This is a genomic window from Streptomyces sp. NPDC001373 (genome assembly GCF_042895815.1).
Lineage (GTDB): Bacteria > Actinomycetota > Actinomycetes > Streptomycetales > Streptomycetaceae > Streptomyces.
In genome coordinates, this window is record NZ_JBIAWQ010000010.1 from 187,955 (window position 1) to 214,370 (window position 26,416).

Below are 26,416 nucleotides of genomic sequence, written 5' to 3' on the forward strand. Positions count from 1 at the left end.
GGACCGACGAGGAAGGCCCCCGGAAAGTGATCACTTTCCGGGGGCCCCGTGCCGTGCGTCAGACCTGGACGCGGTCGGCGACGACCTTGGCCAGCTTCGCCAGCGCCTCGTCCTTGGGGATGCCGTTCTCCTGCGAACCGTCGCGGTAGCGGAAGGAGACGGTGCCCGCGGCCATGTCCTCGTCACCGACGATGATCATGAACGGGACCTTGAGCTTCTGGTGGTTGCGGATCTTCTTCTGCATCCGGTCGGAGGAGGCGTCCACCTCGACCCGCAGGCCCAGCTTCTTCGCCGCGGCGGCGAACTCCTGGAGGTACTCGACGTGCCCGTCGCCGATCGGGATGCCGACCGCCTGGACCGGGGCCAGCCACGGCGGCATGGCGCCCGCGTAGTGTTCCAGGAGCACCGCGAAGAACCGCTCGATCGAGCCGAACAGCGCGCGGTGGATCATGACCGGACGCTGGCGGGAGCCGTCGGCCGCGGTGTACTCCAGGTCGAAGCGCTCCGGCAGGTTGAAGTCGAGCTGGACGGTCGACATCTGCCAGGTGCGGCCGATGGCGTCGCGCGCCTGCACGGAGATCTTCGGGCCGTAGAACGCCGCGCCGCCCGGGTCGGGGGTCAGCGGGAGGCCCTGCTTCTCGGCGACCTGCTGGAGGACCGCGGTGGCCTCCTCCCAGACCTCGTCCGAGCCGACGAACTTCTCCGGGTCCTTGGTGGACAGCTCCAGGTAGAAGTCGGTCAGACCGTAGTCGCGCAGCAGGTTCAGCACGAAGGTGAGGGTGCGGTCGAGCTCCTCGGCCATCTGCTCACGGGTGCAGTAGATGTGCGCGTCGTCCTGGGTGAAGCCGCGGGCCCGGGTCAGGCCGTGGACCACACCGGACTTCTCGTACCGGTACACGGTGCCGAACTCGAACAGGCGCAGCGGCAGCTCACGGTAGGAGCGCCCGCGCGCGTCGAAGATCAGGTTGTGCATCGGGCAGTTCATGGGCTTGAGGTAGTAGTCCGTACCACCGTCGAGCTGCATGGGGGGGTACATGCCCTCCGCGTACCAGTCCAGGTGGCCACTCTTCTCGAAGAGGGCGCCCTTGGTGGCGTGCGGGGAGTAGACGAACTCGTAGCCCTCCTCCTCGTGCCGGCGGCGCGAGTAGTCCTCCATGGTCCGGCGGATGATGCCGCCGCGCGGGTGGAAGACGGCGAGGCCGGAGCCGATCTCGTCCGGGACGGAGAAGAGGTCGAGCTCGTTGCCGAGCTTGCGGTGATCGCGCTTCTCGGCCTCGGCGAGGAAGTCGAGGTGGGCCTTCAGCTCCTCCTTCGACGGCCACGCGGTGCCGTAGATGCGCTGGAGCATCGGGTTCTTCTCGCTGCCGCGCCAGTAGGCGGCCGCGTTGCGCATCAGCTTGAACGCCGGGATGTTGCGGGTGGTGGGCAGGTGGGGACCGCGGCAGAGGTCCTTCCAGCACAGCTCGCCGGTCTTGGCGTCCAGGTTGTCGTAGATGGTCAGCTCGCCGCCGCCCACCTCGACGTCCGCGCCGTCGTCGGAGGACGCGGAGCCCTTGATGCCGATGAGCTCCAGCTTGTAGGGCTCGTCGGCGAGCTCCTCGCGGGCCGCCTCGTCGGAGACCACGCGGCGGGCGAACTTCTGGCCCCGCTTCTGGATCTCCTGCATCTTCTTCTCGATGGTCTTCAGATCATCGGGGGTGAAGGGCCTGGCGACGTCGAAGTCGTAGTAGAAGCCGTCGCGGACCGGCGGGCCGATGCCCAGCTTGGCCTCGGGGAAGAGCTCCTGCACGGCCTGCGCCATGACGTGCGCGGTCGAGTGGCGCAGGATGTTCAGGCCGTCCTCGGAGGAGATCTCCACCGGCTCGACGGTCTCGCCGTCGCGGACCTCGCAGGAGAGGTCCTTCAGCTCGCCCGCGACGCGCGCGGCGATGACGGTGCGCTCGGCGGCGAACAGCTCGGCCGCCGTAGTGCCCGTGGCCACCACGCGCTCGTCCCGCTCGGAATCGCGTTGGATGATCACACGGACGTCTGACACCGGTTTCTCCTGAAGTCTGGGGGCCCTTCCCGGCGGCAGCCGGGCGGGGATCGCGCCGCTGGTTTCCGGCGCGTGTGAATCGTACCGAGCCGAGCGGCCGCGCCGCTAAACGGTTGTTCCCGGCCGCCCCGGTGTTCCCCGCCGGGGCGGCCGGGGAGGTGCGGAAATGCCGGCGCGGGCCGCTGGAGGCGCGGGTAGCGTGGCCGTGCCGTGCCCGCCGCGCCCCCGAAGGGACCCTCCGCATGCCGAGCCCCCGTGTCCGTCCGCTGGACCTGACCGACGAGGCGACCGCCGTCGCCGTGCACCGGATCGGGCTGGCCGCGTACGCCGTGGAGGCGGAGCTGATCGGCTTCGACGCGATCCCCGCGCTGGGCGAGGGCCTGGAGGAGATGCGGGGGCGGGCGCTGGGCTGGCTGGGGGCGGTGGGGCCGGACGGGGGCATCGAAGGCTTCCTGGCCTGGGAGGTGACGGCGGCGGGCGGCCCGGTGGGCATCGACCGGCTGTGCGTGGACCCCGCCCGGTTCCGCCGGGGCGTGGCCTCGCTGCTGCTGCGGCACGCGCTGGAGGAGCTCTTCCCGGACCGGGCGGTGGAGGTGGCCACGGGCGCGGACAACGCCCCGGCGGTGGCCCTGTACGAGCGCCTGGGCTTCGTCCGGGGCGCCGACTTCTCCCCGGTCCCCGGCCTGCGGATGGCCTCGTTCACGCGCGGCGCGTAGCCCGCCGCCCGCCGGCTCCTCCCCCGCCCCGCGCCCGGGACCCGGTGCGCCGCCCGGACGGCCCGCCAGGGCTTGTCGTCGGGCGGGGCCGCCCGGCGTTCCCGCTCTCCAGCTTCTCCCCGGCGCCGGACGCCTCCGGGATCCTGGTGACGGGCATGGCCGAGGGCGCCGCCTCGAAGGACCTCGGGGCCCGCCCGGAGCGGCTCGGCGGCGGCATCCCGGTCACCGTCGAGCGGGGCGCCCCCCTCACGGCCGCGGTGAGGGCCCGGCCGCGGACGCCGGCGACCCGGCCCGTAAGGGCCATTGGCGCGCTCAGTCGTCGGACGGCAGGACGTCCTCGGGGTCGAAGGCCGCGTCCAGGGACTTCATCAGCCGGTCCCGCTCCACCTCGTCCAGCGGGACCGGCACCACGTCCGAGGCCTCGGCCAGCCGGCGGAAGCCGCCCCGCCGCGACAGCCGGCCGCTGATCCGGACCGGGAGTCCCGCCAGGTGGGCGTGGACGGCGATCCGGTACGACTCCTCCCCGAGCGCGGCCCGTACGTACGGGACCTCCGCGCCGGCCAGCACCCGCAGCCGGACCGTCCCCCCGCCGCCGGAGACCGCCCGGCGCATCCGCACCACGGCCCCCGCGAGCCGTACGGGGACGGCCGGCTCGGCCCGGGTGTAGCGGGCGGAGGCCTCGCGGAGCACGGGCAGGTCGCCGGGCGAGAACTCCACCGGCTCCGGCCGCGCCGCGCATCCGGCCGGGACGCCGGCGGCGGGGGCCCAGGCCAGCGCCATCCGGGCGCCCTCGGACCCCTGGACGAGGGCGATCAGCGCGTCGGCGAGCTCGCGGCTGACGCCCGCGGCGACGGCCGCGTCGAAGGCCTCCATGCCGCCGGTGGCCCGCTGGTAGTCCACGGCCTCGCGGGCCGCGTGCAGGGCGTGGTGCAGCCGTGTCACCAGGCCCCGGCCGCCGTCCACCGGTACGTACGCGGCGAGCCGGCGCCCGTCGGGGCCGGGTCCCACCAGGACCCCCTCCAGGGCCCGTTCGGCCTGGGCGCGGTGGCGGGCCCCGTAGTAGCCGGCGCGGGCGCGCTCGGCGAGGGCGCCGGCCAGCAGCAGCCGGCGGGCCGCCGAGCGCAGCCGCTCCTGCGCGGTCCAGGCGGCCCCGCCCCGGAACCCGTACGGCGCCTCGGGGATCTCGCGCTCCCACCGGATCTCGTCGCCGGGCACGCTCAGCCCGAACAGCACCTCGCGCGCCGAGGGCAGGCTGCTGCGCGACAGGGCGGTCAGGGCCTCCTCCAGCAGGTCGGCGCAGTCGGGGAAGGTCCGGGTCTCGGGGACGAGCAGGCTGGTGCCCCCCTGCCCCGGAGGGGTCCAGCGCCCGTAGCGGCCCGCCGCACCGCCCCGCCGCAGCCAGCCGTGCCGGTGCAGCAGCGCGCCGAGGACCTGGGGGTCGACCAGCGCGGGATCGGGGACGCCGGGGACGGCCGGCCGCACGGGCGGCAGCGGGAGCGGTGCGAGGCGCGGTGGGTGACGGTCCATCAGGGTGTCCCTCCCGACCCGACCCGGGTCATGATCTCGCACAGCGCCCGGTCGTCGAAGATCCGCGTGGTCGGGATCCGCACGGTGGTCCGGCGCCGGCCGGTCACCGGGTGGCCGGCGAGGTTGGTCCAGTAGCAGCAGTGCCGCAGGTCGAGCCGGTCGTGCCCGGCGCTCAGCCAGTGCTCCCGCTCCCGGGGCACGAGCATCACGACGAGGATCTTGTGCACGGCGACCGGGGTGCGGGCGAGCTTCACGAGGTGCTCGTTGTCGAGGGTGAAGCCGAAGGTGGGACCGGCGGGCCGCGGCGGGACCTGGTAGGTCGCCTTCAACTGCACCTTGATGGTGACCTCGTCGTCGACGGTGTGTCCGGGTGCACCGTGGCTGACGTGCCAGTCGATGCCGTTGTCCGGGAACGGCTGGGACAGCGAGCAGCCGGCGGCGGCCGCGACGGCGTGCAGGTATCCCACTTGGAGGGTCTCCATACAGGCGGTGGTGGCGAGTGTGCCGCGCAGCGGACCGGTCCTCGCTCCGGTGTCCGCGTCCAGCACCCCGCCCGGTTCGGGCTGCGCGAGCGCCATAGCCGGCTCCCCATGCCTTCCGGGCTCTGCCGTGCGGGTGGTGGTGGGTGGTGAGGTGGTGCGGGGTGACGGGCGGTCACGTGTACGACCCCCCAGGGGTGTTGTCTCCGCACCCGGCTGCGCGCAAACGGCGTACGGGGCAAACAGCCCGGGTATCACGGAATCGGCGGGGGCGGCAGGTCCCGGGGCGGTGGCGCCCGGTACGCCCCGTCTGCCGATCGGGGACGAGGAGTTCGCCATGACACGCTGGTACGAGGGGCCTCTGGCCGCCTTCGACACGGAGACCACCGGGGTGGACGTCGAGCAGGACCGGATCGTGTCCGCCGCGCTCGTCGTGCAGGAGTGTGCGGGCGGCCGGGTCCGCGCCACACGCTGGCTGGTCAATCCCGGCATCCCGGTGCCCCGGGGCGCCACGGAAGTGCACGGCCTGACCGACGAGCACCTCCAGCGGAACGGCCGCTGGCCGGCTCCGGTGGTGGAGGAGATAGCCCGTGCGCTGGGCGAGCAGCAGCTGGCGGGCCGGCCGGTGGTGGTGATGAACGCGCCGTTCGACCTGACGCTGCTGGACCGGGAGTTGCGCCGGCACCGGGCGTCGACGCTCGCCCGGTACCTGGACGACCGGCCGTTGACGGTGCTGGACCCGCGGGTGCTGGACAAGCACCTCGACCGCTACCGCAAGGGCCGCCGGACGCTGACGGACCTGTGCGCGCACTACGGGATAGAGCTGGAGGGGGCACACGACGCCTCGGCGGACGCGATGGCCTCGCTGGAGCTCGTACGGGCGGTGGGGCGCCGGTTCGCGGCGCGGCTGGAGCGGCTGACCCCGGCGGAGCTGCACCAGCTCCAGGCGGTGTGGCACGCGGCGCAGGCGCGCGGGCTCCAGGCGTGGTTCGCCCGGCAGGGCACTCCGGAGACGGTGGATCCGCACTGGCCGCTGCGGCCGGAGGTCCCGGCGGCGGCCTGAGCTGCCCGGCGCGTACGGGGCCCTGACAAGGCCGTGGAATGCGGAAGGCCGGTCCGTCAGCAGACGGACCGGCCTGTCCCGGTGGGCGATACTGGGATCGAACCAGTGACCCCTTCGGTGTGAACGAAGTGCTCTCCCGCTGAGCTAATCGCCCGGGAACGCACTGAACAATACAAGAGCGCCGGGGTCTGTTCAAACCGCTTCGGGCGGGGCGGTCAGGCGGGCGGCGAGGCCGCGCCGCCCGGCGCGCATCATCAGCGTGTGGTTGAGCCTCAGTACGGGCCGCCCGGCGAGCGAGAACCGCCGCAGCAGCGGGGCCCGCACCTCGGCCTCCTGCTCGTAGACGGCCCGGGTGCGGCAGGCGGCGGTCCCGCCGCGCGGGCGTACGGTCCACCGGGCCCAGCCGTCGAGGTCCCCGCCGAGCGCCACTTCCAGGACGCCCCGGGAGGGGTCGCGGAGCAGGCCGGTGAGGGTGACGCGGATCTCGTAGGGCAGGACGGAGCGGATCACCGCGGTCCCGGAGTGCCCGTCGGCCGGCGTGACCCGGCGGACCTGGGGCCACCAGCCGGGGTAGTGCCCGGGGTCCTCCAGCAGGGCGTAGACGAGGGCGGGCGGGGCGTCGAGGTCCCACACGCTGCGGAAGCGGTAGTGCGTCCAGCGGGCCATGGCCCCAGTCTGGCCCGCCGCGCGCCGGCGCGGGGCGGTTTCCCGCGAAGGCCCCCGGGACGGGGAGGCCGGGATGCGGAGGGGGGTGTTTGCGTACTCAGGGGCGATCTGAGTACGCACGCCCATGTCCTGACGGCGTGACGGGCGCCACACTCCGGCTATGGACACCCCTCTGCCGCCGGCCCGGGAGCTGGCGCTCATCGATGCCGAGCTGGCCCGACTGGACGCCCGGCGGCTGCACTTGCTGGCCCGCCGGGACTGGCTGCTGCGACTGCTGTGGCCGTCGGGCCCGATGCCGGCGGGGACGGCGGCGGGTGCGCAGGCCTGGGGGACGGCGGCGGGTGCCTTCGGGCCGCCGGCCGCGCCGTTCACCCCGGCCGGCGGCCTTCCCGCCGCCCCGGCCCCTCGTACCGCCGCCGCGAAGCCGGGTGCCCAGAACGTGCTGCTGGTGCTGGGCGCGGTCCTGCTGGCGGTGGCCGCACTGGCCTTCACCCTGGTGAGCTGGGGCTCCCTGGGCATCGGGGGGCGCGGCGCGGTGCTGGGCGTGGTGACGGCTGCGGCGCTGGCGGCGCCGCTGGCGCTGGTGCGGCGGGGGCTGCGTTCGACGGCCGAGGCGGTCGCGGGGGTGGCGCTGGCGCTGACGGTGCTGGACGCGTACGCGCTGCACGCGGTCGCCCTGCCGGACGGCGGCGGCACCGCCTTCGCGGCGTGGGCGGCCGCGGCGCTGGCGGGGCTGTGGGCGGGCCACGGGGCGGTGGTGCGCGGGCTGCGGACGGCGCCGCTCGCCGCGGTGGGTGCGGGGCAGCTGCCGTTGCCGCTGGCGGCGGCCGCGGCGGGGGCCGACCTGACGGGGACCGGCTGGGCGCTGCTGGCGACGGCCGCGCTGGACGCGGTGCTGGCGGTGGCGGTGGCACGGCGGGCGGTGCGGGTGGCCGCGTGGGGGTGCGCGGGGGCGCTGGGCGGGTCGGCGATGGCGGCGGGGCTGGCGGGTTCCCTGGTGGAGCCCGGGGCGGCCGGCCCGGCGCTGCTGCTGGCTGCGGGGGCCCTGCTGGGCGTGGCGGTGGCCTGGCGGGAGCCGCGGGCTTCGGCGGCCGCGGTCGCGGGAGGTCTGGCGGCGGTGGCGGCGGTGGGTGCGCTCGTTCCGGCCGGGTCGGGTTCCGTGTGGTGGCCGGTGGCGGTGCGGGTGGCGGCGGGGCTCGCGCTGGTGGCGGCGGTACGGGCGGGCCGGCTCCCGCAGCCGGTGCGGCGGGGGCTGGCCCGGGCCGGGGCGGGGGTGGCAGCCCTGGCCGCGCTGGCGGGGCTGCCGGCGGTGTTGTGGCTGCTGGTGTCGCGGCCGGCGTCGGCGGGCGGGGACTGGGCCGCGGCGGGGCCGCGCGCGGAGGGGCCGGGGGCGGGGCTCGCGGTGGTCCTGCTGCTGGCGGCCGGGGTCTTCGGCCTCCTCCCCCGCGTCCGGCCGGCCGAACCCGCCGCCTCCGCGGCCGCGCACGGGAACTCCGGGGCCCTGCCGGGCGCGGCGGGCGGCCTGCACGGGGCCGGACCATCGGGGGGCGCCCCGGGGCAGCCCGAGCAGGCGACCACGACCGGTGGTCCGGGCGGGACCGGTCCCCGGCGGGACGCCCCGGCACTGCCGGAGCGGGAGGCCGCGACCGGCAGCCCGGGCGGGACCGGTCCCCGGCGGGACGCCCCGGGGCTGACGGGGCGGGAGGCTCCGGCGGTGGGGGTGGTCTGCGGGTGGGCCGGGCTGTTCGCGGCGTCGGCGGGAGCGGGGCTGCCGGTGGCGGCGGTGCTCGTGGCGCAGCTGGCGCTGGTGGTGGCGGCCGGGGCGGTGGCCCTGCGGGCCGCGGAGCCGGCCGTGGCGTGGGCGGCCGGCGGGTGCGCGGCGGTGGGGGCCTTCGGGGTGTCCCTGGCGGCGCTGGACGGCCGTACGGCCACCGTCGCGGTGTCCGTGGCGCTGGGCACCGCGGCCGCGCTGGGAGCGGCGTACGGGGGCGCCCGGGCGGCGCTGCGGGGCGCCGGTGCGGTGGGGGCCGTCGGGTACGCGGCGGCGACGGTGGTGGCGCTGGGCGCGTCGGCGGGCGTGGCGCCGGCCTGGACGGGGGTGGGGGTGCTCGCCGTCGCGGCGGCGGTGGTGGCCCTCGGGCCCCGGCTGGGCGCGGTACGCGTGCCGGCGGAGGTCGCGGCGGCGGGGGCGGGGCTGCTCGCCCTGGCCCTGACGGTCGGGGACGCGCCGGTGTCGGCCCTGGCGCTGGGGCTGGGCGGGGCGGTCTGCGCGGCGGGGGCGCTGCGGGCCGACCGGCGGGGGCTGGGCCGGGCGGCGGGGCCGCTGGGCGTGGCGGCGGTCTGGGTGCGGCTGGGGGCGTCGGGGGTGGCGGTGCCGGAGGCGTACGCGCTGCCGGTGACGGCGCTCGCCCTGGCGGTGGGCCTGGTGCGCCGGCGCCGGGACCCGCGGGCCTCGTCCTGGGCCGCGTACGGGCCGGGGCTGGCGGCAACGCTGCTGCCGAGCCTGGCGGCCGTCTGGGGCGACCCGTACTGGCCGCGGCCGCTGCTGCTGGGCCTGGGGGCGCTCGCGGTGACGCTGGCCGGGGCGCACCGGCGGCTCCAGGCGCCGCTGCTGCTGGGCGCGGTGGTGCTGGCGGGGGTGGCGGTGCACGAGCTGGCCCCGTACGTGGTGCAGGTCGCGGGTCTGCTGCCGCGCTGGGTGCCGCCCGCGCTGGCGGGGCTGCTGCTGCTGGCGGTGGGGGCGACGTACGAGAGCCGGCTGCGGGAGGCCCGCAGGCTCCGCGCGGCCCTCGGCCGGCTCCGCTGAGGGGCCGGGCGCCGGGAAACGGCGGAGGCCCCGGAGATTCTCGAGAATCTCCGGGGCCTCTGCTCCGGGTGGGCGATACTGGGATCGAACCAGTGACCCCTTCGGTGTGAACGAAGTGCTCTCCCGCTGAGCTAATCGCCCGGGCACACCGCAAACATTACCGCATGTCAGCGGTGCTCCTTGACCACCCCCGGGACCACCCCCGGACGATCACTGGTCCTTGAGGTGCCACGGCGGCGTGAGGCCGTACTTCCACAGGTAGACGCCGATCAGCGCGCCCGCGATGGCCAGGCCGACGCTGGTGAGGATGATGTTGCGGCGCCTGACCTTCGGGTCGAGGGCCTTCTGCGCGGCCTCGGTGACCTTGCGCTTGGTCCAGCGCAGGACCAGGTGGGCCCACGCGAACTCGGTGGCCCAGATCGCCAGGCCGGCGAAGATCGCGACCCAGCCCGGTCCGGGCAGGACGAGCATCGCGACGCCGGCGCCGATGACGACCAGGCCGACGACGAAGACGCCGACCTGCCAGCTCAGGTGCAGGCTGCGGTTGGCCTTGATGAAGGCGGGCGCCTTCGAGACGTGCGGCGCCTCCTCGTCGGCGATACCACCCGTAGCGGATTCGTTGATTCCGCGATCACTCCCCGTATTCATGGCGCCGAATCTACCGGAGCCGGATGCACACGTGAATGCCGGTTTGGATCCGCCGTCCGAGGGACCCAGAGGTCCGCAAAACGGTCAGAGGGGTTTACAACGGCACCGTAGGTGGCATGTCGATTTCGCCGACGTGCGAATCCCCGAGCGCACACTGAGCGAAAGGCCCTGGCGCTTATGAACACCACGGTCAGCTGCGAGCTGCACCTGCGCCTCGTTGTGTCGAGCGAGTCCTCCCTGCCTGTTCCGGCGGGCCTGCGGTATGACACGGCCGATCCCTACGCCGTGCACGCCACCTTCCACACCGGCGCCGAGGAGACGGTCGAATGGGTGTTCGCCCGCGACCTCCTCGCCGAGGGCCTCCACCGGCCTACCGGTACCGGCGACGTCCGCGTCTGGCCGTCCCGCAGCCACGGCCAGGGCGTCGTCTGCATCGCCCTGAGCTCACCGGAGGGAGAAGCGCTGCTGGAAGCACCCGCACGAGCCCTCGAGTCGTTCCTGAAGCGCACGGATGCGGCGGTCCCGCCCGGGACCGAGCACCGGCACTTCGACCTCGACAAGGAGCTCTCCCACATCCTGGCCGAAAGCTGAGCCAGACCCCCAGCCGCCCGGCACCGTCCGACTCGGGGCGACGGTGCCGCACGGACAACCCCATACGGCAGGACCGGCGCTGTCCCCGCGGGAGCCACCCGCGGGGGCGGCGCCGGTGTGCTGACCGGGCGCCCTGTTGACGCCAACCGCTAGAGTCGGCCCCCACGGCGGCGGCAGCGGCCCGTCGCCGACAGGCCGGCCTCCAGGGAGCGACCCCCCGTGCAGATCCCCCACGACACCCGTCGCGCGCTCGACGTCGTCGTCGCGCTGGTCAACACCGCGGCCGAGCCGGACCGGCCCGACGGACTGGCCGACGTCACCGCGCTGCACGGCTTCGTCAAGGAACACGCGATCAGCGACGTCGGCGAACTGGGCTCCCGCGACCTCACCGGGGTCCGGACGGTACGGGACAAGTTCGCGCAGGTCTTCGCGGCACCGAACTCCCGCGCGGCGGCCGCGCTGATCAACGAGCTGGTGGCCACGGCCGGCACCACCCCGCGGCTGACCGACCACGACGGCTACGACTGGCACGTGCACTACTTCGCCCCGGGGGCGTCGGTGGGCGACCACCTGGCGGCCGACGGCGGCATGGCACTGGCCTTCATCGTGGTCTCCGGAGAGCAGGAGCGGCTGCGCCGCTGCGAGGCCCCGGACTGCCGACGGGCCTTCGTCGACCTCTCACGCAACCGCTCGCGCCGCTACTGCGACAGCCGGACCTGCGGGAACCGGCTGCACGTGGCCGCGTACCGGGCCCGCCGCAAGGGCGCCGACAGCCACCCGGAGGGCTCCGGTTCAGAGCAGGTAGAGATCGTGCACGGCGGCGAGCAGCAGTAGGACCCCGATCACCGCCAGGAAGATCATCAATGGCGGCTGGGAGAGGGCGAACAGACAGCCGCGCGCTTCGGGGGATCCGGGGGGCGCGGGGGCCAGGGCGACGGGGGCCTCGGCAACGGGGACGGGAGCCGGCGGCTCACCCTGCGATGTGTCGAGCATGTCGGGGTGATGATCGCGCAGCCGACCCCCCGAACGCCCCGAATCATGCGGTAGTTCGCCGTCTCTCCCCACTTCGGGTGGTTTCCCCGGGCTTCTCCCGCCCCCCGGCGGCCCGGTGCGCTAGGGGGCCAGGGGCTCAGATGCCGTGCTTCTTCAGGATGGCCTCGATGTCGGAGAAGTCCTCCCCCGGGGCGCTGCGCGGCTTCGCGGCGGGCCCGGCCGCCCCGCCGCCCAGGGCGGGCGCCGAGGCGCCGGGGGCGACGGCCCCCGGGGCCTTCCCGGAGGCGGCCGCGCCGCGGCGCTCGACGGCCCGGGTGGTCGCAAGCAGCACCCACGACAGGGCAAGCAGCGCGAAGCCGATCCACACGGCCGGCTGGAAGACGATCCCGGACAGCCACTCCACCACCCCGGTCAGCACCAGGCCCAGGGGCACCAGCGCGTACGCGGTGATCCGCGCGGCCTTCAGGAAGCGCCTGCGGTACGCGGTCACGGCGGCGATGCCCAGGCCCGCCGCGGACACCGCGCTACAAATGGTCTCGGCGAGCATGCGGTCCTCCGGCGGGCTGCGGTGGGCGTTCTGTCCCTTCCATCCTGCACCGGCCACCGCCGCCGCGGCCACGGCCACGGCCCCGCGCGGCCCGATCTCCGGGACATCTCGGGGTCGCTCCTCCTCCCCGGGTGCCCCCGGGGGGTCTGGGAGACTGTCCGCATGACCGATTCCGTGATCCTCGACGTCTGGTGCGAACTCCAGTGCCCGGACTGCCACAGCGCCCTGGACGACGTGCGCGCCCTGCGGGCCCGTTACGGCGACCGGCTGGACATCCGGCTGCGCCACTTCCCGCTGGAGAAGCACAAGCACGCCTTCGCCGCCGCGCAGGCCGCCGAGGAGGCCCTGGAGCAGGGGCAGGGCTGGCCGTACGCGGAGGCGGTGCTGGCCAGGACCGCCGAGCTCGGCGAACGCGGCGAGGCCGTACTGCTGGACGTGGCCCGCGAACTGGGCCTGGACGCCGAGGAGTTCGACACCGCCCTGATCGACGGCCGGCACATCCTGATCGTCGACGCCGACCAGGCCGAGGGCAAGGCCATCGGCGTGACCGGCACTCCCACCTACGTGATCGACGGACAGCGCCTGGACGGCGGCAAGAGCCAGGAGGGCCTGCGCGCCCGCATCGAGGAGATCGCCGACCGGCTGCTCGCCGCCGGCTGACTCAGAGGAGTTCCTTGGCGTAGTTGACCCGGGTGGTCCGGTAGCCGAGGGACTCGTACAGCCGCAGGGCCGGCACGTTGCCGGCGAACACGTGCAGCGCCAGCTCGCGGTGGCCCTGCGCGATCGCCGTGCGCTCCGCGAGGAGCATCAGGTCCCGGCCGTAGCCCCGGCCCCGGTGCTCCTCGGCCACCGCGACCTCGTACACGTACGCCTCCGCGCCCGCCTCCCCGGCCGGCGCGAGCCACAGGTGCCCGACCGGGGTCCCGGCCGCCTCCAGGACCGCGAAGGTGGCACCGGGGGTGTCCAGGCCCTGCGGGAGCTGCCCGTCGTGGTCGGCCTCCGACTTGGCCCGCGCGGCCTCCGGGTCCATCCCCCGGGCCGCCCAGCTCGCCGCGTACTCCTCGCGGGCCCGGACGTCCCACGCCGCGTACTCGGCCCGCGTCATCGGGCGGCCCCGCACCCCCTCGGAGAGGGCCGGCGGGCCCTCCGGGAGCTCCTTGGACATGTTCCGGCCGGATTCGGCGTAGCCGAGGGCCGCGGCCAGCCGCAGGCCGCCCGGGGAGTCCGCCGGGACCGAGATCCGCACCCGGCGGCAGCCCCAGCCGCGCAGCACCTCCTCGGCGGCCAGCGCGGCGACCGTGGCCCGGCCGCGGCGGCGGTCCGGCTCGTCGACGGCCAGGTCCCGGATCTCCCCCACCGTCGGCCCGAAGGGCGTGTCGGCGGCGATCACGAGGGCCCCGACGCGCCTGCTGTTGACGCGGATTTCGTACGGGCGCGAGCGCGCGCCGCCCTCGCTCTGCTGAAGCGGCCCGCTCGGCCGCAGGGTGGTGGTCATCCGTCGAGTTCTACCCGCCGCGCGCCGGTGTCACCACGGTGCGCGGGGCTCACGGATCGAGGTCGGACGCGGCGCGCTCCTCGAAGACCCGCATGGCCTTGGCCGTGACGGGCCCGGGGGCGGCCGCCAGGGTGCGCCCGTCGACGCGGTGGACGGCCTGGACGTCGCGCAGGGTGGAGGTCAGGAAGACCTCCTCGGCCCGCTCCAGGACGTCGAAGGGCAGGTCGGTCTCGTGGGCCCCGGTCCATTCGACGGCCAGCGCGCGGGTGATGCCGGCGAGGCAGCCGGAGGCCACGGGCGGGGTGTGGAGCTCCCCGTCGAGGACGACGAAGACGTTGGAGCCGGTGCCCTCGCAGAGTTGCCCGAGGGTGTTGGCGAAGAGGGCCTCGGAGGCCCCGTCCCGGTGCGCCCGCGCGAGGGCGACCACGTTCTCTGCGTACGAGGTGGTCTTCAGGCCGGTCAGCGGGGAGCGCTCGTTGCGGACCCAGGGGACGGTGATCACGGCCGTGGTGTCGGGCCGGCGGACGGTCTCGCCGACGGCGACGACGAGCGTGGGCCCGGTCTCGCCGCGGTCGGAGCCGAGCGGGGACGGGCCGCCGGTGCAGGTGATCCGCAGCCGGCCGAGCGGCATCGGGTTGGCCTCCAGGACGGCGGCGCAGGCGCGCCGGACCTCGTCGAGGTCGGGGTCGGGCAGGCCGAGGCCCCGGGCGGAGCGGGTGAGGCGCTCCAGGTGCCGGGTGAGGGCGAAGACGGTGCCGTTCTCGGCCTTGAGGGTCTCGAAGACCCCGTCGCCCACCGTCAGCCCGTGGTCGAGGACGGACACCTTCGCGTCGGCGGCGTCCCGCAGCGTTCCGTCGAGCCAGATCCTCACCGTACGGTTCCTCCACTCAGGTCGTGCGTCGTCTCGTCGGCACCCGGCACGGGCCCCTCCGAGGCCAGGGCGAGCAGCCGGGCGGCCTTCAGCTCGGTCTCGGCCCACTCCCGCTCGGGGTCGGAGCCCCAGGTGATGCCCGCACCGGTGCCGAAGCTCAGGCGGGGGCCGCCGGGGGCCTCGCGGTCGATCCAGAAGGTGCGGATGCCGACGGCGAGCGACGCGGTGCCCCGGTCGGCGTCCACCCAGCCGATGCCCCCACAGTAGGGGCCGCGCGGGGCCGTCTCCAGCTCTTCGATGATCCGCAGGGCGGAGGACTTGGGCGCGCCGGTGACGGAGCCGGGCGGGAAGGTGGCGTCGAGCAGTTCGGGCCAGCCGGCGCCCTCGGCGAGCTCGCCGCCGACCGTGGAGACCAGGTGGACCAGGCCGGGGTGCTCCTCGAGGGCGCACAGCTCGGGGACGGTGACGGAGCCGGTGGCGCAGACGCGGCCCAGGTCGTTGCGGACGAGGTCCACGATCATCACGTTCTCGGCGTGGTCCTTGGGCAGCAGGTCGGCCGCGGTGCGGCCGGTGCCCTTGATCGGCCCGGACTCGACGCGCCGGCCGGCCCGGCGCAGGAAGAGCTCCGGGGAGGCGGTGGCGATCTCCACGCCGTGGGCGCGGAGCCGAATCGTTCCTGCGTAGGGGGCGGGGTTGCCGCGCGCGAGGAGGGCGGTCAGGGCGTCCACGTCGGCGGCGGCCGGGTCGGGCAGCGGCGCGGAGACCACGCGGCAGAGGTTGGCCTGGTAGACCTCCCCCGCCGCGATGTACTCGCGGATCCTGCGGACGCCCGCGACGTACGCGGAGCGGTCCAGGGAGGAGGTCCAGCGGTGGGCGGCGGGGCCGCGCCAGGCGCCGGGGACGGGTGCGGGCACCGGGTCGGGGCGTATGTCCCCGAAGCGCGCGCAGATCAGCCGACCCTCGAAGTCCGCGCTCACCACCCAGAACCCGGTGGAGTCCAGGGCGGTGGGATCGCTGGTGACGTCTCGGAGGTCGGTCGCGAGGAGGCCGCCGAAGCGGGCCAGGGGAGGCAGGTCGTGCACGGCTGCGAGTCTATGACCGGTGGCGCGATGCCGCCGGTGAGGTGACCGGCGGGTGACCTCTGGTGACCGGGTCGGCAGCACGCTGCGGAAACGCGTTTTTGAGCTGGCCCGGGAATCCGCTAGAGTTCAACACGTCGCCAGGGAGCGAAGGGGAAAAACCCCGGAGCGAACACGGTGACACTGCGGACGTAGCTCAGTTGGTAGAGCACCACCTTGCCAAGGTGGATGTCGCGAGTTCGAGTCTCGTCGTCCGCTCTGAGTGGGGGATCTTCCCGAGACCCCGCACACTCCGAGGTGGAGTGGCCGAGAGGCGAGGCAACGGCCTGCAAAGCCGTCTACACGGGTTCAAATCCCGTCTCCACCTCCAAGGACGATTAGCTCAGCGGGAGAGCGCTTCCCTGACACGGAAGAGGTCACTGGTTCAATCCCAGTATCGTCCACTGGTCCGCAAGGACCCGGTCCGTAAGGATCCCCGCGCGATTAGCTCAGCGGGAGAGCGCTTCCCTGACACGGAAGAGGTCACTGGTTCAATCCCAGTATCGCGCACGCAGTACATGCACCACCTTTTTGACCTGCGGTTCTTCACCGCAGCCCGCGCGATTAGCTCAGCGGGAGAGCGCTTCCCTGACACGGAAGAGGTCACTGGTTCAATCCCAGTATCGCGCACCGCAACCGGAAGCCCCGGCCGTCCAGACGGCCGGGGCTTCCGTGCGTGCACTGCGTGCGGGGACGTGGAAAGGGGTGTTGCCCGTACGGCTCCCCAGCCGTACGGGCAACACCCTTCAACTGCCGTCCGCCGCTCCCCCGTCCCCACGGGGTTCGACAGGCCGATGTCCCGGCCCGGGCCGCTCTCCCGGACCCGGGGCGCCGCTCAGCGCCCCAGCATCACGCCCACGGACGACGCCTGCGCCGCCACCTGATCGAATCCTCCGAAGAGGAAGAGCAGGAGGGCGGCCAGGGGGAGCACCATGGCCGCGGCCACCAGCGGGTGGCGCGTACCGGACTCATGGCCGTTGAACGCGAACAGCCTGCGTCCCTGCCGTGCGATGTCCGCCATGGTCCTCTCCCTGTCGTCTGGCAGCGGCGGGCCCGTGACCTCGGGGGACGAGTGCGCCACCCGCCGCTCGTCTTCAACACTAGGCGCCGGGAAGGCCGTCGGCCTCATGCCCTCGTACCCATTGCCGGGCCTCCGGGAGGATGACGCGGACACCCCGCGCCTACTCCCCTGGGTGGAGATCCCCGCCGCCCTCTGGGGGTCATCCCGGAGGGGATGGGGGGACGACCGAAGGGTGTCGACCCCTCGACCTGCCGCACACCGGGCACGGAAGGAAGGTCGCAGCCGGACTCGCCCGCCACCAGCGGGTGATGGCCCGCCGCAGGCATGAGTGTCGGACACAGCTCGCACGCGGCTCCGCGGGACCACAGGTCGGCCGGCCGGCGCCCGCGGGGCGGTGGGGCGGCCTCCACACTTCGTCCGGTGACTTCGCTCACTTCAGCCACTCCCCGCGCACACGTGTCCTCGTACGGGGTGTTGACGGGCCCGGTCGTGCGCCGCTGTTCCTCCCTCCTTGCCGCGGGTGGCCGCAGGGGCTCTGACGAGGCCAATCCCCTTGGCGCGAGGGCCCCTTGGGGGCGTCGTCCGACGTCCCCCGAACGGGGGCCGTGCGGGCCGACACACCCTCAAGTGGCGTGCCACGCACTGACAATCGAATCTCCCGACGAGGGCGCGGCCTCTGAGCACCGGTGCCGGATGGTCCGTAAGCTGTGCCAGGTCAGCAGGACGACCGTCAGCGGGGTGGACATGGCGATGATGCGGCTCCGGCGCGAGGATCCGCGTGTCGTCGGCTCCTTCAGACTGCACCGGCGGCTCGGTGCCGGCGGCATGGGGGTCGTCTACCTGGGCTCCGACCGGCGCGGTCAGCGCGTCGCCCTCAAGGTGATCCGGCCCGACCTGGCCGAGGACCAGGAGTTCCGCTCCCGGTTCGCCCGTGAGGTGTCCGCCGCCCGGCGGATCCGCGGCGGGTGCACCGCCCGGCTGGTGGCCGCGGATCTGGAGGCCGAGCGCCCCTGGTTCGCCACCCAGTACGTGCCCGGCCCCTCGCTGCACGACAAGGTGGCCGAGGACGGCCCCCTGACGGCGGCGCAGATCGCCGCCATCGGCGCCGCGCTCTCCGAGGGACTGGTCGCCGTCCACGAGGCCGGCGTCGTCCACCGGGACCTGAAGCCCTCGAACATCCTGCTGTCGCCCAAGGGGCCGCGGATCATCGACTTCGGCATCGCGTGGGCCACGGGGGCCAGCACCCTGACCCACGTCGGCACCGCGGTGGGCTCCCCCGGCTTCCTCGCGCCCGAGCAGGTGCGCGGCGCCGCCGTCACCCCGGCCACCGACGTGTTCTCCCTCGGCGCCACCCTCGCCTACGCCGCGATGGGCGACTCGCCCTTCGGGCACGGCAGTTCCGAGGTCATGCTGTACCGGGTGGTGCACGAGGAGCCGCACCTGGTCGGCGTTCCGGACGCGCTGGCCCCGCTGGTGCAGGCCTGCCTCGCCAAGGATCCCGAGGAACGGCCGAGCACGCTCCAGCTGTCGATGCGGCTCAAGGAGATCGCCGCCCGCGAGGCCCAGGGGCTGGGCGACGTCCGCCCGCCGGCCCAGCGCGCCCGGGTCGAGCGGACCACGGGCCGGCTGCCAGAGCGGGCCGCCGGGTACGCGGGGCAGGACACGGAGCGGCGCACCGGCGGCCGGACCGCCGCCGAACGCCCCGCGGACCGCGGCGGCGACCGGCCGGGAGGCACCACGCCCGCGCCCCGGCCGCAGGGGCCGCACAGCGGGGCCCGCCCGAGGCCGTCGGGCCCCCGCAACCCGGGGTCGACGGCGGGCCGTACGGGGAGCCGTACCGGGGGCCGCACGGGGCCGCGCACGACCGGCACGGGGCGGCGGCCCTCGCGGCCGGACCCGAAGCTGCTGCGGCAGCGGCTGATCGTGTTCGTGGTCGTGACCCTGCTGGTGGCGCTGGGAATCGCGCTCGCGCAGAAGCTGTGACCGGGAAGACGAAGGGGCGCCCTGCCGTGCGGCAGGGCGCCCCTTCCTGCGTCGCTTCGGGGGCCGGCTAGGAGCGTCCGCCGCCCGCGACCGCGTAGAAGGCCACGGCCGCGGCCGCGCCCACGTTGAGCGAGTCCACCCCGTGCGCCATGGGGATGCGTACCCATTCGTCGGCGGCGACCAGCGCCTGCGTCGAAAGGCCGTCGCCCTCGGCGCCCAGCATCAGCGCCACCCGCTCCAGGGTGTGCGGGGCCGCCACGTCGATCGGCGAGGCCTTCTCGTGCGGCGTGAGGGCGAGGAGCCTGAAGCCCGACTCCCGGACGGTGTCCAGGCTCTTGGGCCAGGCCTCCAGGCGGGCGTAGGGGACGGAGAACACCGCGCCCATCGACACCTTCACCGAGCGGCGGTAGAGCGGGTCCGCGCAGTCCGGCGACAGCAGCACCGCGTCCATGCCCAGGGCGGCGGCGCTGCGGAAGATGGCACCGATGTTGGTGTGGTCGTTGACCGCCTCCATCACGGCCACCCGGCGGGCCGACGCCAGCAGCTCCTGGGCCGTGGGCAGCGGCTTGCGCTGCATCGAGGCGAGGGCGCCGCGGTGCACGTGGTAGCCGGTGACCCGCTCGGCGAGGTCCGGGCTCACGGCGTAGACCGGGGCCGGGATCTCGTCGATGACGTCGCGCATGACGTCCACCCACTTGGCGGAGAGCAGCATCGAGCGCATCTCGTACCCGGCGTCCTTGGCCCGCCGGATGACCTTCTCGCCCTCGGCGATGAACAGGCCCTCGGCGGGTTCGCGGCGCCGTCTCAGCTCCACGTCGGTCAGGCCGGTGTAGTCGCTCAGGCGCGGGTCGTCGGGGTCTTCGACGGTGATGAGATCAGCCACAGGGTGATACTGCCTTGTCCGGGGTGTGGTGCCAACGGCCTGTCAGGCGCCGGCGGTGGGAAGCTCGCCGGGGACGTGCACGCCGACCACGTCACCGATGACGATGACGGCCGGCGGGCGGACCTCCTCGGCGCGGACGGTCTCGCCGACCGTGGCCAGGGTGGCGTCCACCCGGCGCTGGGTGGCGGTGGTGCCCTCCTGGATGACCGCCACCGGGGTGTCGGCGGAACGGCCGTGCTTGACGAGGGCCTCGGCGATCAGCCCGATCTTGTCGACGCCCATCAGGACGACCAGGGTGCCGGTGAGCCTGGCCAGCGCCGCCCAGTCCACGAGGGAGCGCGGGTCGTCGGGGCCGACGTGGCCGCTGACCACGGTGAACTCGTGCGCCACGCCGCGGTGGGTGACGGGGATCCCGGCCGCGCTGGGCACCGAGATGGAGCTGGAGATGCCCGGTACGACCGTGCAGGGGATGCCGTGCTCGGCGAGGGCCTGGAGCTCCTCCATGCCGCGGCCGAAGACGTACGGGTCGCCGCCCTTGAGCCGGACGACGGCCTTGCCGGCCCTGGCATGCTCGATGAGGGCGTTGTTGATGGCCTCCTGGGCCATGAAACGGCCGTACGGGATCTTCGCGGCGTCGATGACCTCGACGTGCGGCGGGAGTTCGTCGAGCAGGTCGCGGGGGCCGAGCCGGTCGGCGATCACCACGTCGGCCTCGGCGAGCAGGCGCCGGCCGCGCACGGTGATCAGGTCCGGGTCGCCCGGACCGCCGCCGACCAGTGCCACGCCGGGGGTGTGCGGGCGGGCGGCGGTGAGGGAGCCGTCGCGCAGCCCCTCGACGACGGCGTCGCGGACGGCGGCGGAACGGCGCGGGTCGTTGCCGCTGAGCACGGCCACCGTGACGCCCTCGACCCGGCCGGTCGCCGGGGTCCAGGCGGTCGCCGCCTCGGCGTCGTCGGCCCGCACGCACCAGACCCGCTTGGCCTCGGCCTCGGCGGAGGCACGGTCGTTGGCCTCCCGGTCCCGGGTGGCGATCAGGGCGTACCAGGCACCGTCGAGGTCACCGTCCTGGTAGCGGCGCCGCTCCCAGCGGATCTCCCCCGTCTCGGCCATCGCGTCCACGGAGGGGGTCGCGGAAGGGGAGACCAGCAGGACGTCCGCACCGGCGGCGACGAGGGCGGGCAGGCGGCGCTGGGCGACCTGTCCGCCGCCGATGACGACGACGCGGCGCCCGGTCAGGCGCAGTCCTACGGGGTAGGCGGGGTGTGCCGGGTTTCCCATGGCGGTTGCGGCTCCTGATGCGGCGGGTGTGTTCGGCGGGCCGCTGCTGCGCTGGAGCGGCTGACGGACCGTGCGGGCGCCCGTCCGGGACCACGATACGACCCATAGCCGCTGGTGGTACCTGCGGGGGCGAAGTTTGGCGGGGCGGTGGGGGGTCGCGGCGCGGACCCGCCCTCGCCCCCGCGAGGGGCCGGGCGGTGGGTCGGGCCCGCGGAGGACAGGACCCGGACCGGCGGTCTCGGGAGGTGTCGGGGCCTTCCCGTCAGTCTCATGGTCCGTCCGCGTCCGGCCGCAGGCGGAGAGGGGGGTGAGCAGGTACCTCCCAGCCCCGACCGGAACGCAGTGGGGCCGGACACCCTGTGGTGTCCGGCCCCGTCTGGCTGGCTTCGGCTACTTCTCCGTCACGCCCGCCGCGTCGAACGTGGCCACCTCGTGCATCGCGCGGGCCGCGCTCTGGACCAGGGGGAGGGCCAGGAGGGCGCCCGTGCCTTCGCCGAGGCGGAGGTCCAGGTCGACCAGGGGGCGCAGGCCCAGCTTGTTCAGGGCGGCCACGTGGCCCGGTTCCGCGCTGCGGTGGCCCGCGATGCACGCCGACAGGGCCTCGGGGGCGACGGCGCGGGCCACGAGGGCGGCCGCGCCGGCGCTCACGCCGTCCAGGATGACCGGGGTCCGCAGGGAGGCGCCGCCGAGGATCAGGCCGACGATCGCGGCGTGCTCCAGTCCGCCGATGGCGGCCAGGACGCCGATCGGGTCGTTCGGGTCCGGCTGGTGGAGTTCCAGGGCGCGGCGGACCACGTCGACCTTGCGGGCGTGGGTCTCGTCGTTGATGCCGGTGCCGCGGCCGGTGACCTCCGCCGGGTCGACACCCGTGAAGACCGAGATCAGGGCGGCCGACACGGTGGTGTTCGCGATGCCCATCTCACCCGTGAGGAGGGCCTTGTTGCCCGCGGCGACGAGGTCGCGTGCGGTCTCGATGCCGACCTCGATGGCCGCGATCGCGTCCTCGCGGGTCATCGCGGGGCCCTGGGAGAGGTCGTCCGTACCCGGGCGGACCTTGCGGGGCAGCAGGCCGGGGGTGGCCGGCAGCTCGCCCTTCACGCCGACGTCGACGACGCAGACCTCCGCGCCGACCTGGTTGGCGAAGGCGTTGCAAACGGCCCCGCCGCCCAGGAAGTTGGCCACCATCTGCGTGGTGACCTCCTGGGGCCAGGGGGTGACGCCCTGGGCGTGGACGCCGTGGTCGCCGGCGAAGATCGCGACGGCGGCCGGCTCCGGGATCGGCGGCGGGCAGACCCGGGAGAGGCCCGCCAGCTGTGCGGAGATGATCTCCAGCATGCCGAGGGCGCCCGCGGGCTTCGTCATGCGCTTCTGCCGCTCCCAGGCCTCGCCGAGGGCCTTGGCGTCGAGCGGGCGGATGCTGGCGACGGTGTCGGAGAGCAGGTCGTGCGGGGCCTCGCCGGGCAGCGCGCGGCGCCCGTACGTCTCCTCGTGGACGACCCAGGCCAGTGGGCGGCGCTGGGCCCAGCCCGCCTGCATCAGCTCCGGCTCCTCGGGGAACTCGTCGACGTAGCCGACGCACAGGTAGGCGACGACCTCCAGGTGCTCGGGGAGCCCCAGCGCGCGGACCATCTCGCGCTCGTCGAAGAAGCTGACCCAGCCCACGCCGAGGCCCTCGGCGCGCGCGGCGAGCCAGAGGTTCTCGACCGCGAGGGCGGAGGAGTACGGGGCCATCTGGGGCTGGGTGTGCCGGCCGAGGGTGTGGCGGCCGCCGCGGGTGGGGTCGGCGGTGACGACGATGTTCACCGGGGTGTCGAGGATGGCCTCGATCTTCAGTTCCTTGAACTGCTTCGCCCGGCCCTTGGGCAGCGACTTGGCGTAGGCCTCGCGCTGGCGCTGGGCGAGCTCGTGCATCGTGCGGCGGGTCTCCGCCGAGCGGATGACGACGAAGTCCCACGGCTGGGAGTGCCCGACGCTCGGGGCGTGGTGGGCGGCCTCCAGGACGCGCAGCAGCACCTCGTGCGGGATCGGGTCGGTGCGGAAGCCGTTGCGGATGTCGCGGCGCTCGCGCATGACGCGCAGGACGGCCTCGCGCTCGGCGTCGGCGTAGCCGGGGGCCGGCTCGCCGACGGAGGGCTGGGGCTCGGCGGGGACCTCGGCGGCGGCTTCGCCGTCGGCCGGGGCCTCTTCGCCGGTGGCGGGCTCGGCCCCGTCGGCCGGCTGCGCGGCGGCGGTCTCCGCTGCCTGCTCGGCCGGTGCGTCGGCCTGCGCGGCGGGGTCGGCCGGCTCGGCCGGGGCCTCGGCGGCCTCGACGCCGTCGGCGGCCTGGGCCACGGTCTCCGCGGGGGCGGCCTCGGCGGGCGCCTCGGCGGCCGGTGCCTCGGGCTCCGCCGGGGTCTCGGCAGGGTTCTGGGCGGGCTCCGGCGCGGCCTCGGCAGCCGGTGCGGGAGCGCCCTCGGCAGCGGCGACGGCCTCGGGGGCCGGGACGACCTCGGGGGCGGCGGGGGCCTCGGGGGCGGCGGGGGCCTCGGCGGCGACGGCCACAGCGCCCTTGGGGGCCGGGGCGGCCGGGGCGGCCGGCTGCTGCGCGGGAGCGGCCTGCTGCGCCTCGACGGCTCCGACCGCGACCGGGCCTTCCATCACGGGCTGGCCCTCAGCCACGGGCTGGCCCTCAGCCACCGGCTGACCCTCAGCCACCGGCTGGCCCTCGGCCACCGGCTGGCCCTCGGCCACCGGCTGGCCCTCGGCCACCGGCTGGCCCTCGGCCACCGGCTGAGCCTCGGCCACCGGCTGGCCCTCGGCCACCGGCTGGCCCTCGACCACCGGCTGGCCCTCGGCCACCGGCTGGCCCTCGGCCACCGGCTGGCCCTCGACCACCGGCTGGCCCTCGACCACCGGCTGGCCCTCGACCACCGGCTGAGCCTCAGCCACCGGCTGGCCCTCGACCACCGGCTGAGCCTCGACCACCGGCTGGCCCTCGGCCACGGGCTGAGCCTCGACCACCGGCTGAGCCTCGGGCGCAGCCTGGCCCTCGGCCACGGGCTGAGCCTCGACCACGGGCTGGCCCTCGGCCACGGGCTGAGCCTCAGCCACCGGCTGGCCCTCGACCACAGCCTGCGCCTCGGCAGCGCCCTGCGCCACCTGCTCGGCGCCGACACCGGCAACCGCACCCCCGGGCGCGGCCGCCCACGGTTCACCGGCCTGCGGCGGGATCTCACCCGGCTGCGGGGCCGCCGGGGCCTCCGCGCCCGGGACGGCGTCCAGGTACTCGGGGCCGGAGGCGGGCGCACCCGGCTGCCCCGGAACGGGCGCGGCGGCCTGCGGCTCCCCGGCGCCCGCGGGCACGGCAGCGAGCTGGGCCTCAGGGGCGAGCTGGGCCTCGGGGGCGGCCGGGGCGGCGGCAGCCTCCGGGCCGGGCTCCGGGGCCGTCTGCGCCGCCGGCGCGGCGGTGGGGGCGGCGGCCGGGGCGGCGGGGGCCACGGCGACGGCGGGCGCGGCCTGAACCGGCTGCGCAGCGGGCGCGGCGGCGGGGCCCCGGTCCGCGAGGGACCGGACGACTCCCCCGGTGGCCTCGGGCACGGGCGGGCCCATGTGCAGGGGCCGGCGCGAGGGGTTCACGGGGGCGGCGGGCGGCATCTGCCCGGCCGCGGCGGGGGCCGCCGGCGGGACGACGAGGCCGCCGAGGTCCAGGGAGCCGGAATCACGGCCGCCGGCCTCGTGCGCGCCCGCGCTGTACGCGGCGGGGTCGGCGAAGGGCTCGGGGAACGCGGCGTCGGGGTAGCCGGCCTCGGGGAGGCCCGCTGCGGGCTGCGCGCCGAGGGGCTGGCCGGCGAGGGACTGGTCGTGGAGCGGCTGGCCCGGCATCGGCTGGCCCGGCATCGCGTAGCCCGGATCCGGGAAGCCGAGGTGCCCCTGTTCGGGGTAGCCGGCGGCCTGGGGCTGGGGGTACTCGGCGTACCCCTGTTCGGCGGGGAACTCGCCGGGGAAGGCGGGGACCGGCGGGACCACCTGCGGGTCGCTCCAGGAGCCCTGGCCGTGCCCGCTCGGCATGAGGAGCAGCTCCTCGTCCTCGGCGGGGTCGTCGACGAGGTCCTGGAAGGCGTAGCCGGCCGGGGGCATCGGCGGCAGGGGGGGCATCTGCGGGACCGGAGCGGGAACGCCCTGCTGATCCACCATGCCCGCGTTGTCCGGGTGACCCTCGCCCGGGACCTGGCCGGTGTCAGTCATGCTTACCCCTCGCCCATCGGTGTTGCCTCTTCGCCTCTTCGATCGCCCGGCGCCCTGGTGGCCCGACGAGCGGGGTCCCCGCGCGGCGCCACGTCTCGCGTGCGCCCGCACGACAACTCCTGAGCATTGTCGCGCTCGTCGGCCACCGTGTCGGCCGGAAACCGGCACGGTCCCCTGTGGACTGCGCCACGTCGTGCGCCTGCCGGGCGGTACGACGATCGGCCAGCCTACCCCGGGCTCCCGTGTCAGCGGTTCACGGGGCGTTCGGCTGCCAGCAGGAACACGACGGAACGCTCCTGTTCGGCCCAGGTCCTGGTGTCGAGGCCCACGGACTGGAGGAGCGCGCACTCGACGGCGTACCCGTGTTCGGTCAGCGTCCGCCCGATGGCCTCCGCCTCGTCGCGCGTGGAGGCGTGGCTGACGATCCGTTCGGGGCGGCGGTCCGCGACGGCGGCGACGACTTCGGCGCCGCCGCCCCCCACCCGTACGACATCGGGTTCGGGCAGGTTCTCGAGCACGTGTGGAGCACGGCCCTCGACGACCTGGATCTGTACACCCCGGCTGCGGGCGGCGGCTGTTGCCCGTTCGCAGGCGCGCGGGTCGGCGTCGACGGCGATGACGGCGGCGCCGAAGGCGGCGGCGTCGACGGCGAGGGCTCCGTGGCCGGTGCCGATGTCCCAGACGAGGTCGCCGGGCCGGGGTCCGAGGCGGGCGAGCTGGGCGGCGCGCAGCTGGGCAGACTCCCCCTCCCCCGTGTCCGGGTCGGTGAGGGCGCGGGCCCAGCCGCGTCCGGCGGCGGGGGCCTGGGCGGGGCCCTGGCCGAGGATCCAGGGGGCGTCGGCGGTGGCGGTGTGCCCGGCGCCGCCGATGACGATGACGACGTTGGGGTCGCGCCAGGTGTGGTCGGCGGCGGCGTCGGAGGTGAGGACGGTGACGCGTTCGCGGTCGGTGCCGAGGGCCTCGCAGATGACGAAGGTCCGGTGGACTCCTTCGAGGAGCAGGGCGAGTTCGGCGGGTCCCGCGCCGGGCGAGGTGAGGACGGCGACCTTGCTGCGGGCGCGGCAGACGTTGACGGCGCGGCGCAGGGTACGGGGGTGGGCGACGACGACCTGGGCGTCGTCCCAGGGCATTCCGGCGCGGGCGAAGGCGGCGGCGACGGAGGAGACGGCGGGGACGACCTCGACTTCCAGGCCGTGTTCGGGGGCGCGCAGGGTGCGTACGACGCCGAAGAAGCCGGGGTCTCCGTCGGCGAGGACGACGGCGGTGCCGCGGTGGCCGGCGATGCGGCGGGCGGCGAGGCCGAGGCTGCCGAGGCGGATGCGTTCGGCGCCGGGCGGGACTTCGGGGAGCGCGAGGTGGTGGGCGGCGCCGGCCACCAGGGTGGCCGCGGAGAGCGCGGACCGGGCGGCCGCGGTCAGGGGGGAGCCGTCCCAGCCGATCACCGTGACCCGGTCGGCCATCGTCGTCAGTCT

Annotated in this window: 22 protein-coding genes and 7 tRNA genes; 12 read left to right on the plus strand and 17 right to left on the minus strand. The window is 75.4% G+C overall.

Annotated features, from left to right (window positions below; all coding sequences use genetic code 11):
• Positions 1-58: 58 nt before the first annotated feature.
• On the minus strand, positions 59-2,035 hold the full coding sequence (thrS, locus tag ACFY15_RS23155; RefSeq protein WP_390826004.1) for a threonine--tRNA ligase: 1,977 nt from the start codon (positions 2,033-2,035) through the stop codon (positions 59-61).
• A 242-nt stretch (positions 2,036-2,277) separates the two neighbouring features.
• On the opposite strand from thrS, the gene ACFY15_RS23160 reads away from it, so the two are divergent.
• Positions 2,278-2,751, plus strand: a complete 474-nt coding sequence (locus tag ACFY15_RS23160) for a GNAT family N-acetyltransferase (RefSeq protein ID WP_390689224.1) — start codon at positions 2,278-2,280, stop codon at positions 2,749-2,751.
• A 312-nt stretch (positions 2,752-3,063) separates the two neighbouring features.
• Here ACFY15_RS23160 and ACFY15_RS23165 read toward each other — a convergent pair whose 3' ends face one another.
• Together ACFY15_RS23165 and ACFY15_RS23170 are read right to left on the minus strand one after the other, a co-directional pair.
• Positions 3,064-4,278, minus strand: a complete 1,215-nt coding sequence (locus tag ACFY15_RS23165) for a hypothetical protein (RefSeq protein WP_390826005.1) — start codon at positions 4,276-4,278, stop codon at positions 3,064-3,066.
• Positions 4,278-4,856, minus strand: a complete 579-nt coding sequence (locus ACFY15_RS23170) for a DUF4365 domain-containing protein (RefSeq protein ID WP_390689226.1) — start codon at positions 4,854-4,856, stop codon at positions 4,278-4,280. Before ACFY15_RS23170 ends, ACFY15_RS23165 begins: the two co-directional genes overlap by 1 nt.
• A 238-nt stretch (positions 4,857-5,094) precedes the next feature.
• Here ACFY15_RS23170 and ACFY15_RS23175 point away from each other — a divergent pair, with 238 nt between their 5' ends.
• On the plus strand, positions 5,095-5,820 hold the full coding sequence (locus ACFY15_RS23175; RefSeq protein WP_390826006.1) for a 3'-5' exonuclease: 726 nt from the start codon (positions 5,095-5,097) through the stop codon (positions 5,818-5,820).
• An 82-nt stretch (positions 5,821-5,902) separates the two neighbouring features.
• Here the strand turns inward: ACFY15_RS23175 and ACFY15_RS23180 are convergent.
• Positions 5,903-5,974, minus strand: a tRNA-Val gene (locus ACFY15_RS23180).
• Between the two features lie 38 nt (positions 5,975-6,012).
• On the minus strand, positions 6,013-6,486 hold the full coding sequence (locus ACFY15_RS23185; protein ID WP_390826007.1) for an SRPBCC family protein: 474 nt from the start codon (positions 6,484-6,486) through the stop codon (positions 6,013-6,015).
• 160 nt (positions 6,487-6,646) lie between these two features.
• On the opposite strand from ACFY15_RS23185, the gene ACFY15_RS23190 reads away from it, so the two are divergent.
• Entirely contained in the window at positions 6,647-9,292 is a 2,646-nt protein-coding gene (locus ACFY15_RS23190; protein WP_390826008.1) for an SCO7613 C-terminal domain-containing membrane protein, read from the plus strand.
• 69 nt (positions 9,293-9,361) lie between these two features.
• Here the strand turns inward: ACFY15_RS23190 and ACFY15_RS23195 are convergent.
• A tRNA-Val gene (locus ACFY15_RS23195) sits at positions 9,362-9,433 on the minus strand.
• Between the two features lie 69 nt (positions 9,434-9,502).
• Positions 9,503-9,940, minus strand: coding sequence for a TIGR02611 family protein (locus ACFY15_RS23200; RefSeq protein ID WP_390689230.1), 438 nt, complete (start codon positions 9,938-9,940; stop codon positions 9,503-9,505).
• Positions 9,941-10,117: 177 nt separating this feature from the next.
• On the opposite strand from ACFY15_RS23200, the gene ACFY15_RS23205 reads away from it, so the two are divergent.
• Together ACFY15_RS23205 and ACFY15_RS23210 are read left to right on the plus strand one after the other, a co-directional pair.
• On the plus strand, positions 10,118-10,531 hold the full coding sequence (locus ACFY15_RS23205) for an SsgA family sporulation/cell division regulator (protein WP_030011909.1): 414 nt from the start codon (positions 10,118-10,120) through the stop codon (positions 10,529-10,531).
• 219 nt (positions 10,532-10,750) lie between these two features.
• On the plus strand, positions 10,751-11,365 hold the full coding sequence (locus tag ACFY15_RS23210; protein WP_390689231.1) for a CGNR zinc finger domain-containing protein: 615 nt from the start codon (positions 10,751-10,753) through the stop codon (positions 11,363-11,365).
• Here ACFY15_RS23210 and ACFY15_RS23215 read toward each other — a convergent pair.
• Entirely contained in the window at positions 11,324-11,524 is a 201-nt protein-coding gene (locus tag ACFY15_RS23215; protein WP_366454309.1) for a hypothetical protein, read from the minus strand. The two genes, ACFY15_RS23210 and ACFY15_RS23215, sit on opposite strands and share 42 nt — an antisense overlap.
• A gap of 136 nt (positions 11,525-11,660) precedes the next feature.
• Positions 11,661-12,071: a hypothetical protein gene (locus ACFY15_RS23220; RefSeq protein WP_390826009.1), complete on the minus strand. Its 411-nt coding sequence runs from the start codon at positions 12,069-12,071 to the stop codon at positions 11,661-11,663.
• Between the two features lie 162 nt (positions 12,072-12,233).
• Here ACFY15_RS23220 and ACFY15_RS23225 point away from each other — a divergent pair, with 162 nt between their 5' ends.
• Positions 12,234-12,731, plus strand: coding sequence for a DsbA family protein (locus ACFY15_RS23225; RefSeq protein ID WP_042820776.1), 498 nt, complete (start codon positions 12,234-12,236; stop codon positions 12,729-12,731).
• A gap of 1 nt (position 12,732) precedes the next feature.
• Here ACFY15_RS23225 and ACFY15_RS23230 read toward each other — a convergent pair whose 3' ends face one another.
• Genes ACFY15_RS23230 through ACFY15_RS23240 form a run of 3 tightly spaced genes read right to left on the minus strand, consistent with a single transcriptional unit; the run spans position 12,733 to position 15,519 of the window.
• Positions 12,733-13,566, minus strand: coding sequence for a GNAT family N-acetyltransferase (locus ACFY15_RS23230; protein ID WP_390826010.1), 834 nt, complete (start codon positions 13,564-13,566; stop codon positions 12,733-12,735).
• Positions 13,567-13,615: 49 nt separating this feature from the next.
• Complete coding sequence (locus ACFY15_RS23235) at positions 13,616-14,437, minus strand: aminotransferase class IV (RefSeq protein WP_390689236.1); 822 nt, start codon at positions 14,435-14,437, stop codon at positions 13,616-13,618.
• A complete protein-coding gene (locus tag ACFY15_RS23240; protein WP_390826011.1) occupies positions 14,434-15,519 on the minus strand; it encodes a chorismate-binding protein in 1,086 nt (361 codons plus the stop codon). The genes ACFY15_RS23235 and ACFY15_RS23240 overlap by 4 nt, the downstream gene beginning before the upstream one ends.
• Before the next feature lie 182 nt (positions 15,520-15,701).
• Between ACFY15_RS23240 and ACFY15_RS23245 the strand changes: the two genes are divergently transcribed.
• From ACFY15_RS23245 to ACFY15_RS23265, 5 genes are all read left to right on the plus strand, one after another.
• Positions 15,702-15,774 (plus strand) — tRNA-Gly (locus tag ACFY15_RS23245).
• Between the two features lie 38 nt (positions 15,775-15,812).
• A tRNA-Cys gene (locus tag ACFY15_RS23250) sits at positions 15,813-15,886 on the plus strand.
• 1 nt (position 15,887) lies between these two features.
• Positions 15,888-15,959 (plus strand) — tRNA-Val (locus ACFY15_RS23255).
• A 34-nt stretch (positions 15,960-15,993) separates the two neighbouring features.
• Positions 15,994-16,065: transfer RNA gene (locus ACFY15_RS23260), tRNA-Val, on the plus strand.
• 48 nt (positions 16,066-16,113) lie between these two features.
• Positions 16,114-16,185 (plus strand) — tRNA-Val (locus ACFY15_RS23265).
• 205 nt (positions 16,186-16,390) lie between these two features.
• Here ACFY15_RS23265 and ACFY15_RS23270 read toward each other — a convergent pair.
• Complete coding sequence (locus ACFY15_RS23270; protein ID WP_390689318.1) at positions 16,391-16,600, minus strand: hypothetical protein; 210 nt, start codon at positions 16,598-16,600, stop codon at positions 16,391-16,393.
• Positions 16,601-17,320: 720 nt separating this feature from the next.
• Between ACFY15_RS23270 and ACFY15_RS23275 the strand changes: the two genes are divergently transcribed.
• Positions 17,321-18,559, plus strand: coding sequence for a protein kinase (locus ACFY15_RS23275; RefSeq protein WP_390689319.1), 1,239 nt, complete (start codon positions 17,321-17,323; stop codon positions 18,557-18,559).
• A 67-nt stretch (positions 18,560-18,626) separates the two neighbouring features.
• On the opposite strand, the gene ACFY15_RS23280 is transcribed toward ACFY15_RS23275, so the two are convergent.
• The 4 genes from ACFY15_RS23280 to cbiE form a co-directional block, all read right to left on the minus strand.
• Complete coding sequence (locus ACFY15_RS23280) at positions 18,627-19,442, minus strand: TrmH family RNA methyltransferase (RefSeq protein WP_390689238.1); 816 nt, start codon at positions 19,440-19,442, stop codon at positions 18,627-18,629.
• Positions 19,443-19,484: 42 nt separating this feature from the next.
• Positions 19,485-20,720: a uroporphyrinogen-III C-methyltransferase gene (gene cobA, locus ACFY15_RS23285; RefSeq protein ID WP_390689239.1), complete on the minus strand. Its 1,236-nt coding sequence runs from the start codon at positions 20,718-20,720 to the stop codon at positions 19,485-19,487.
• Positions 20,721-21,110: 390 nt separating this feature from the next.
• A complete protein-coding gene (cobT, locus tag ACFY15_RS23290) occupies positions 21,111-24,944 on the minus strand; it encodes a nicotinate-nucleotide--dimethylbenzimidazole phosphoribosyltransferase (RefSeq protein ID WP_390826012.1) in 3,834 nt (1,277 codons plus the stop codon).
• A 245-nt stretch (positions 24,945-25,189) separates the two neighbouring features.
• Positions 25,190-26,404, minus strand: a complete 1,215-nt coding sequence (gene cbiE / locus ACFY15_RS23295) for a precorrin-6y C5,15-methyltransferase (decarboxylating) subunit CbiE (RefSeq protein WP_390826013.1) — start codon at positions 26,402-26,404, stop codon at positions 25,190-25,192.
• Positions 26,405-26,416: the final 12 nt, after the last annotated feature.